Annotated in this window: 9 protein-coding genes; 6 read left to right on the top strand and 3 right to left on the bottom strand. The window is 66.1% G+C overall.

Features of this window, described 5'->3' with window-relative positions:
• Positions 1-237 precede the first annotated feature (237 nt).
• From AC1ROX_RS25235 to AC1ROX_RS25225, 3 genes are read left to right on the top strand one after another with little or no spacing between them, the layout of a single operon-like run.
• Positions 238-1,197, top strand: a complete 960-nt coding sequence (locus tag AC1ROX_RS25235; RefSeq protein ID WP_493130413.1) for an ABC transporter substrate-binding protein — start codon at positions 238-240, stop codon at positions 1,195-1,197.
• Positions 1,198-1,207: 10 nt separating this feature from the next.
• Complete coding sequence (locus AC1ROX_RS25230) at positions 1,208-2,071, top strand: ABC transporter permease (protein WP_493130411.1); 864 nt, start codon at positions 1,208-1,210, stop codon at positions 2,069-2,071.
• Positions 2,064-2,843, top strand: coding sequence for an ABC transporter ATP-binding protein (locus AC1ROX_RS25225; protein WP_493130409.1), 780 nt, complete (start codon positions 2,064-2,066; stop codon positions 2,841-2,843). The genes AC1ROX_RS25230 and AC1ROX_RS25225 overlap by 8 nt, the downstream gene beginning before the upstream one ends.
• A gap of 4 nt (positions 2,844-2,847) precedes the next feature.
• Here the strand turns inward: AC1ROX_RS25225 and AC1ROX_RS25220 are convergent, their stop codons facing one another.
• The gene (locus AC1ROX_RS25220) at positions 2,848-3,438 is read right to left on the bottom strand and encodes a GNAT family N-acetyltransferase (protein ID WP_493130423.1); all 591 of its coding nucleotides are present in this window, start codon (positions 3,436-3,438) and stop codon (positions 2,848-2,850) included.
• A gap of 53 nt (positions 3,439-3,491) precedes the next feature.
• Positions 3,492-3,863, bottom strand: a complete 372-nt coding sequence (locus AC1ROX_RS25215; RefSeq protein WP_493130407.1) for a VOC family protein — start codon at positions 3,861-3,863, stop codon at positions 3,492-3,494.
• 93 nt (positions 3,864-3,956) lie between these two features.
• On the opposite strand from AC1ROX_RS25215, the gene AC1ROX_RS25210 reads away from it, so the two are divergent.
• On the top strand, positions 3,957-4,490 hold the full coding sequence (locus tag AC1ROX_RS25210) for a CGNR zinc finger domain-containing protein (RefSeq protein WP_493130405.1): 534 nt from the start codon (positions 3,957-3,959) through the stop codon (positions 4,488-4,490).
• A gap of 92 nt (positions 4,491-4,582) precedes the next feature.
• Here the strand turns inward: AC1ROX_RS25210 and AC1ROX_RS25205 are convergent, their stop codons facing one another.
• Positions 4,583-4,879, bottom strand: a complete 297-nt coding sequence (locus AC1ROX_RS25205) for an SCP2 sterol-binding domain-containing protein (RefSeq protein WP_493130403.1) — start codon at positions 4,877-4,879, stop codon at positions 4,583-4,585.
• Between the two features lie 100 nt (positions 4,880-4,979).
• Here AC1ROX_RS25205 and AC1ROX_RS25200 point away from each other — a divergent pair, with 100 nt between their 5' ends.
• Together AC1ROX_RS25200 and AC1ROX_RS25195 are read left to right on the top strand one after the other, a co-directional pair.
• Positions 4,980-5,843, top strand: a complete 864-nt coding sequence (locus AC1ROX_RS25200; protein WP_493130401.1) for an SDR family oxidoreductase — start codon at positions 4,980-4,982, stop codon at positions 5,841-5,843.
• A gap of 7 nt (positions 5,844-5,850) precedes the next feature.
• Positions 5,851-7,467 (top strand): acyl-CoA carboxylase subunit beta, encoded by a 1,617-nt coding sequence (locus tag AC1ROX_RS25195; RefSeq protein WP_493130399.1) that lies wholly within the window; start codon positions 5,851-5,853, stop codon positions 7,465-7,467.
• The last annotated feature ends 12 nt before the right edge of the window (positions 7,468-7,479 follow it).

Below are 7,479 nucleotides of genomic sequence, written 5' to 3'. Positions count from 1 at the left end.
CCGGTTCGATCCCTCCGCCAAGGCAAGGCGGCACAGCTCTTCCCGGCTCTTCTCCCGGTCCTGGAACGGCATCGGAAGCCTCATGGGTACACTCCCTGGGAGTGTTCACCATGTCTCCGAACATCCGTTCACTATGTCTCCGGTCCGTACACAGATGACTGGGGAGGAAATGGACACGGCGCTGGCACGCTTGTTGCCTTCATGGGGACACCGCTTGGGGCGGAGTGGGAGTCCTTCATGATCAATCGTCGTCGTCTTCTCGCCAGCGCCAGCGTGGCTGCCGCCGGAACGCTCGCCGCGCCGTCGATCCTGCGCGCCCAGGCCGGACAGACGGTCAAGATGGGCGCGCTCCGCCTCGTCCACTCGATGCCGCCGCACTTCTACGAGAAGTTCGCGCCCGCCGGCCTCAAGATCGAGATCATCACCTTCGACAGCCCGACCGATTGCAAGAACGCCGTGGTCACCAAGTCGGTCGACCTCGGCACCTTCGGCATCGCCGCCGGCATCCTGGGCGCCGCCGCCGGCGAGCCGGTCGTCGTTGTCGGCGCGATGTCGAACAAGGGCATGGGCGTGATCTCCAAGGCCGGATCCGACGTGAAGACGATCAAGGACCTCAAGGGCAAGAAGGTCGGCATCTGGCCGGGCTCCACGCAGGAGGTCTTCATCCTCGAGCGCATGCGCATGGAAGGTCTCACGCCGAAGGACATCACCTCGGTCCGCGTGCCGTTCGGCGAGATGCCGGCGATGCTCTCGCGCGGCGACATCGACGCCTATGTCGGCGCCGAGCCGGGCCCCGCCCTTTCCATCACCTCCGGCGTCGGCCAGCTCGTCGAATATCCCTATGGCACGGCCATGGGCGGCCTCAACATGATCATCGGCACCAACGAGGAGACTGTCGCCAAGAACCCCGACGTCATCCGCACCATGCTGAAGATCCATCGCCAGGCCGTCGAGTTCATGTCGGCGAACAAGCCGGCGGTGGTCGACATGACCGTGCAGAAGCTCGGCGCCAACCGCGCCGCGGTCGAGCAGGTGCTCGCCGCCAACAATGTCGAGTATGTCTGGAAGCTCGACGACAAGGTGCAGGGCCAGGCCAAGACCTACGCCCAGCACATGCTCGAGCTGAAGCAGATCCGCGCCCTGCCGAAGTTCGAGACCTTCCTCAATCCGAAGTTCTCGAACGAGATCGCCAGCTAGCGAGACTGACATGGCGATCGTCGAGACAGGATCGGTCCCGGTGCCGGCCGTTGCCTCGGTGACGGCGGCGCCGCGCCGCTCGCGGTCGACATGGTCGCGCGTCAAGCCGACCGTGCTGGCGCTGATCGTGCCGCTGATCCTGCTGGCCTTCTGGCAGGTCGCGACGACGCAGCAATGGACCCGGCTCATCCCGACGCCCTACCAGGTCGGCGAGTACATGGTCGATTTCGCGGTGGGCGGCATCTACGACGATGCCTACTCCGCGACGCTGACGACCCATCTTCTGGCCTCGATGAGCCGCGTCTATGGCGGCTTCGCGCTGGCCGCTCTCTTCGCCCTGCCGATCGGCATCCTGATCGGCCGCGTGCCGGCCGCACGCATGGTGCTCGACCCGTTCCTGCAGGTGATGCGGCCGATCCCCGTCACCGCCTGGCTGCCGCTGTCGATGATCCTGTTCGGCCTGGGCGCCAAGTCGGCCTTCGCACTGGTCTGCCTCGGCGCCTTCTATCCGATCCTGCTGAACACGATCTTCGGCGTGCGCTCGGTGGACCCCAAGCTGTTCGAGGCGGCCTCGATGCTGGGCTGCCGCGGCAACGCCCAGTTCTACAAGGTGGTGCTGCCGGCTGCGACGCCGTCGATCTTCACCGGGCTGCGGCTCGGCCTCGGCCTTGCCTGGTTCGTCATCGTCGTCGGCGAGATGACCGGCGTGCCGCAGGGCCTGGGCGCCGTCATCATGGACGGCCGCACCCTGTCGCGCACCGAGCTGGTGATCTGCGGCATGATCGTGATCGGGCTCGCGGGCTACATCTCCGACCGCGTGGTCGTGGTCATCGGCAACCGCCTGCTGCGCTGGAGCCCCACCCATCATGGCTGACACCGCCACGCCGATCATCGAGATCCGCAACGTCTTCAAGACCTTCCAGCTGCAGGACCAGACGATCCATGCGCTCTCCGACGCGCACCTCTCGATCAACAAGGGCGAGTTCATCTGCCTGATCGGCGCCTCGGGCTGCGGCAAGTCCACCCTGCTGCGCATCATGGCGGGCTTCGACCAGCCCTCGTCGGGCCAGGCGCTGATGTGGGGCAAGCCGATCGCCGGCCCCGATCCGTCGCGCGGCATGGTGTTCCAGGACTATGCGCTGTTCCCGTGGCTGAGCGTGCGCGAAAATATCGGCTTCGGCCCGTCTGCGCGCGGCCTGGGTCGGGCCGAGGTCAAGCAGATCGTCGACAAGTTCATCGACCTGGTGGGCCTGTCCAAGTTCGCCAACGCCTATCCGCACCAGCTCTCGGGCGGCATGAAGCAGCGCGTGGCGATCGCCCGCGTGCTGGCCAACGACGCCGAGCTGGTGCTGATGGACGAGCCGTTCGGCGCCCTCGACGCCATGACGCGCGAGCGCCTGCAGGACGAGCTTCTCGACATCTGGGAGCGCACCAAGCTCACCGTCGTGTTCGTGACGCATGCGGTCGAGGAAGCGATCCTGCTGGCCAACCGCGTGGTCGTGATGACGCCGGGACCCGGTCGCATCGAGAGCGACAACCTGCTCGACCTGCCGCGTCCGCGCGACGTGGCGAGCCCCGAGTTCAACGCCATCCGCCGCGTGCTGAGCGCCAAGCTGCACAGCCACCACGGCAAGAAGGCGGCCTGATCCTTCAGCGACGCCGCGGCCTGCGCAGCATCGGCACAATGGTCGGCGAGCTGCCGTACTGGATCTGGCCCGTGATCTCGAAACCGTGGCGCTGGTAGAGCGGTATGTTCCTGGGGTTCGACGATTCGAGATAGGCCGGCACGCCATCGCGATCGCAGATCCCGGTGACATGAGCGAGCAGCGCGCCGCCCAGCCCCTTCCCCTGGTGCCTCGGGTCGATGCCGATCAGCGGCAGGTACCAGTGCGGCTCGCTTGGGTGATGGCTCTCCATCTGCCGCATCACCTGCATTCCGTCGCTCATCGACTGCGGCGACGCCGTGGTCCGCATCACCTCGCCAAGCGCTGCCCCATCCGGTTCGACGCCCGGCGGCAGCCAGAGCGCCGTGCCGGCATGATCGCCGACGATGTGGGCGCCGCCCTTCGCAAAGCCCGCGCCACCGAACGCCCTGGCGAAGCGCGGAAAGGCGTCGAGATAGGCCTGCGCATTCGGCCACGTCCAGCGCGTCGCCGGATCGGTGCTGAAGGCGAGCGTCAGCGTGGCGATAGCCGCCGCCTCTTCCGCCGGCGTGGCGTTCCGAACCGTCTTCACCATGATCGCCTCACAGGATCGCTGCCATCGAGGACGGCAGCGATCCTGAGGGCGTCCTGTCACTTCCCGCAATAGGCTTCGATGCGATAGCCGTCGGGGTCGATCACGAAGGCGGCGTAGTAGGTCGGGCTGTAATCGGACCGGACACCGGGCTTGCCGTTGTCCTTGCCGCCGGCCTTGAGCGCTCCTGCGTGGAAGGCGTCGACCGATTTCCGGTCCTTCGCCACCAGGCAGAAATGCAGGTTGGACTCCCTGTCCGCCTTCACAGGACTCGCCGACTTGCCGATCCACAGGCCGACTTCCTTTTCGCCGTAGCCCAGCGATGTCTCGCCATCGCTCAGCCGCGCGTAGCCGAGAGGCTTCAACGCCGCATCGTAGAACGTCCGGGCTCGGGCAACGTCCGCAACGCCGATGGAAACATGGTCGAACATGGCAATTCCCTCCTTCATAACCATATAACTGGTTATATAGTTATTCATGAGCCCTGCCTTGTCAACCCGACAACCGGTTAGTAAGTCCGGTCGATGACTGCCCCCGACCTCTGTCTGGACTTCGCCAACACGCGCTATTGGCGCGGCCAGGCGACGCCGACGGAGACGCTGAATGCGCCGGCCGATCTCGCGGCCTGGGCCAAGGCGCCGAAGGCGCCGGTTCAGGAGGAATTCGAGCAAGCACTGGTCCTGCGCGAAACAATCCATCGGCTGTTCGATGCCGTAGCGCAGGGCAAGGCGCCGCCCGGGCGGGACTTCGAGGCGCTGAACGCGGCCCTCGCGGCAGCCCCCGCCCGCACGACACTCAAGCGCGGCAAGGACAGCTACGACTGGGACCTCGACCTGAAATCGGGCACGGCGCTGGCGCTGCTCGCGCCCGTCCTGTGGTCGGCCGGCGACCTGCTGGCCAGCGCGAAACTCGGCAAGATCCGCCGCTGCGCCAACCCGGACTGCCTCTACCTGTTCCTGGACGAGAGCCGGGCCGGCAAGCGGCGCTGGTGCACCATGTCGTCCTGCGGCAATCGCGCCAAGGCGAAGCGCCACTATCACAAGAGCAAGCAGGCATAGAAAAGGGCCCCGGTGATGGGGCCCTTGTAATTACCGTGTGGGCTTTCGCGCCTCTGAAGGCGCTGTCGCCCACCCGCGCGTGTGAACGCGCGCTAGCGCAGAATAGACTGCAGCTTCATTGCGACGCCCATGTCGCCTTCGATCTTGAGCTTGCCGGTCATGAACGCGGTCATGCCGTCGAGCTTGCCTTCGATGAGGTCGGCGAAGTCGCTGAAATCCATCTTGATGGTGCAGTCGGCATCCGTGTCGTCGTTGGTGACGGCCGGCGGGTTCTGGTTGCCGTCGATGAGGACGACGCCCTGATCCGTGGCGAACTTGACGCTGTTTCCGAAGGACGACTTCTTGGAAGCGCCTTCCTTCATTTTCGCGGTGATTTCCTGCAAGGTCATGGGCGAGTTCCTCCAGTCGGCCAATGGTCTGGGGGCTTACTTGACCTTTACGTAAACGTCAAATACAGGCCGGTAAACGGCCGTTCAATCCGGAGGAAACATGACGTATCGCTCGGTCTTCAAACCGGGATTGTTTGAGGGCCAGACCATCGTCGTGACCGGCGGGGGCAGCGGCATCGGACGCTGCACCGCGCACGAGATCGCGTCGCTCGGCGCCCATGCCGTCATCACCGGCCGCAAGCAGGAGAAGCTCGACGCGGTGAAGGCCGAGATCGAGGCGGTGGGCGGCACCTGCGAGACGCATGTCTTCGACATCCGCGAGGAAGCCCAGGTCAAGGAAGCGATCGCAGCGATCGTGGCGAGGAACGGCCGCATCCACGGCCTGTTCAACAATGCCGGCGGCCAGTTCCCCTCGCCTGCCGCCAATCTCAGCGCCAAGGGCTTCGACGTCGTCGTGCGCAACAACCTGACGGGCGGCTTCATCGTGAGCCGCGAGGTCTTCATCCAGTCGATGCAGGAGCACGGCGGTTCGATCGTCAACATGACGGCCGACTACCGCAACGGCTTCCCCAACATGGTGCACACCGGCGCCGCGCGTGCCGGCATGGCGAACCTCACCATGACCTTGGCCTACGAATGGGCGGCGGCCGGCGTGCGCGTGAACTCGGTGGCGCCGGGCTGGGTTGCCTCCTCCGGCATGGACACCTACACGGGTGAGTTCAAGGAGCAGATCCCCAAGCTCAAGGGCTACTGCCCATTAGGGCGCCTCGCCACCGAGAGCGAAATCTCCGCCGCCGTCTGCTTCCTGCTGAGCGACGCCTCCGCTTACATGACCGGCACGGAACTGCGCATCGACGGTGGCGTGCCGCTGGCCAACCGGTCCGTCGACCTACCGGCGACTGACAAGTCGAAGCCGTTCAACGGCTTCCACCTCGCCAAGACACCCAAGGTCCTGGGCGGCTGAGGACGACATGCCCCTCCTCGAAAGCCAGATCGATCGCAACAGCGACGAGTTCAAGCAGAACCGCGAACGCATGCTCGCCTCGATCGCGGAGTTCCGCGACGCCGAAGCGAGCGTCCAGGCGGCCACCGAGAAGTCGCGGGCGCGCTTCGCCAAGCGCAAGCAGCTCATGCCGCGCGAGCGCATCGCGCTGCTGCTCGACCGCGGCGCGCCCTTCCTCGAACTGATGCCGCTCGCCGGCTACCGCATGCACGACGACAAGGACGGATCGAGCGCCGGCGGCGGCTCGGTCGCGGGCATCGGCTATGTCGAGGGCGTGCGTTGCGTCGTGTCGGCCTCGAACTCTGCCATCAAGGGCGGCACCGTTGCGCCCTCCGGCCAGCGCAAGGGCCAGAGGGTCCAGCAGATCGTGATGGAGAACAAGCTGCCGGTCGTGAACCTGGTCGAGTCCGGCGGCGCCAACCTCCTTTATCAGGCCGAGATCTTCGTGCCCGGCGGCCGCGGCTTCGCCAACCAGGCGCGCATGTCGGCGCGCGGCATCCCGCAGGTGACGGTGGTGCACGGCTCCTCGACCGCGGGCGGCGCCTATCTGCCCGGCCTCTCCGACTACGTCATCATGGTGCGCAACCAGGCCAAAGTGTTCCTGGCCGGCCCGCCGCTGCTCAAGGCCGCGACCGGCGAGATCGCGACCGACGAGGAGCTGGGCGGCGCCGAGATGCACGCCACCGTCTCCGGCGTCGCCGAATGGATGGCGGAGAACGACGCCGACGGCATCCGCATGGCGCGCGACGTGATCGCGAAGTGGCACTGGAACGACCGGCTGCCGCCGCGCGCCGAGCGGTCCTTCAAGGAGCCGCTCTACGACGTCGAGGAGCTATGCGGCGTCGTTCCGCCCTCGCACAAGGAGCCCTACGACGTGCGCGAAGTCATTGCGCGCCTGGTCGACGGTTCGGACTTCCTCGAATTCAAGGCGCTGTTCGACCAGCAGACGATCTGCGGCTGGGCCGCGATCGAGGGCGAGCCGGTGGCGTTGATCGGCAACAATGGTCCGATCACCACCAAGGGCGCGGTGAAGGCCGCGCAGTTCATCCAGCTCTGCTGCCAGCAGGGCACGCCCATCGTCTACCTGCAGAACACGACGGGCTACATGGTGGGCACCGAGAGCGAACGTGGCGGCATCGTCAAGCACGGCTCCAAGATGATCCAGGCGGTGGCCAACGCGACCGTGCCGCAGATCACCATCGTGATCGGCGGCAGCTTCGGCGCCGGCAACTACGGTATGTGCGGCCGCGCCTTCGACCCTCGCTTCATCTTTGCCTGGCCCAACACGCGTACGGCGGTGATGGGCGGCGAGCAGGCGGCGGGCGTCATGAAGACCGTGACCGAGCAGAAGTTCCTGCGCGAGGGCAAGGAGCCTCCGCACGAGCAGATCGACAAGATGTTCAAGGGCATCGTCGACCAGTTCGAGCGCGAATCGACCGCGCTCTACGGTACTGCCCATCTCTGGGACGACGGCATCATCGACCCGCGCGACACGCGCCGCGTCCTCGCCTTCACCCTGTCGATCGCCCGCGAATCGATCGTGCGACCGCTCAATCCCATCTCCTTCGGCGTGGCGAGGATGTGAAGAATGAGCGCA

This window comes from Reyranella sp. GW821-FHT14A01 (assembly GCF_058803965.1).
The sequence above is the reverse complement of the archived record's forward strand: the minus strand, read 5'-3'. Positions and strand labels throughout refer to the sequence as shown.

Coding starts and splice junctions, on each gene's coding strand:
- AC1ROX_RS25235 (WP_493130413.1), top strand. CDS start 238: ATGATCAATCGTCGTCGTCTTCTCGCCAGCGCCAGCGTGGCTGCCGCC.
- AC1ROX_RS25230 (WP_493130411.1), top strand. CDS start 1,208: ATGGCGATCGTCGAGACAGGATCGGTCCCGGTGCCGGCCGTTGCCTCG.
- AC1ROX_RS25225 (WP_493130409.1), top strand. CDS start 2,064: ATGGCTGACACCGCCACGCCGATCATCGAGATCCGCAACGTCTTCAAG.
- AC1ROX_RS25215 (WP_493130407.1), bottom strand. CDS start 3,863: ATGTTCGACCATGTTTCCATCGGCGTTGCGGACGTTGCCCGAGCCCGG.
- AC1ROX_RS25210 (WP_493130405.1), top strand. CDS start 3,957: ATGACTGCCCCCGACCTCTGTCTGGACTTCGCCAACACGCGCTATTGG.
- AC1ROX_RS25205 (WP_493130403.1), bottom strand. CDS start 4,879: ATGACCTTGCAGGAAATCACCGCGAAAATGAAGGAAGGCGCTTCCAAG.
- AC1ROX_RS25200 (WP_493130401.1), top strand. CDS start 4,980: ATGACGTATCGCTCGGTCTTCAAACCGGGATTGTTTGAGGGCCAGACC.
- AC1ROX_RS25195 (WP_493130399.1), top strand. CDS start 5,851: ATGCCCCTCCTCGAAAGCCAGATCGATCGCAACAGCGACGAGTTCAAG.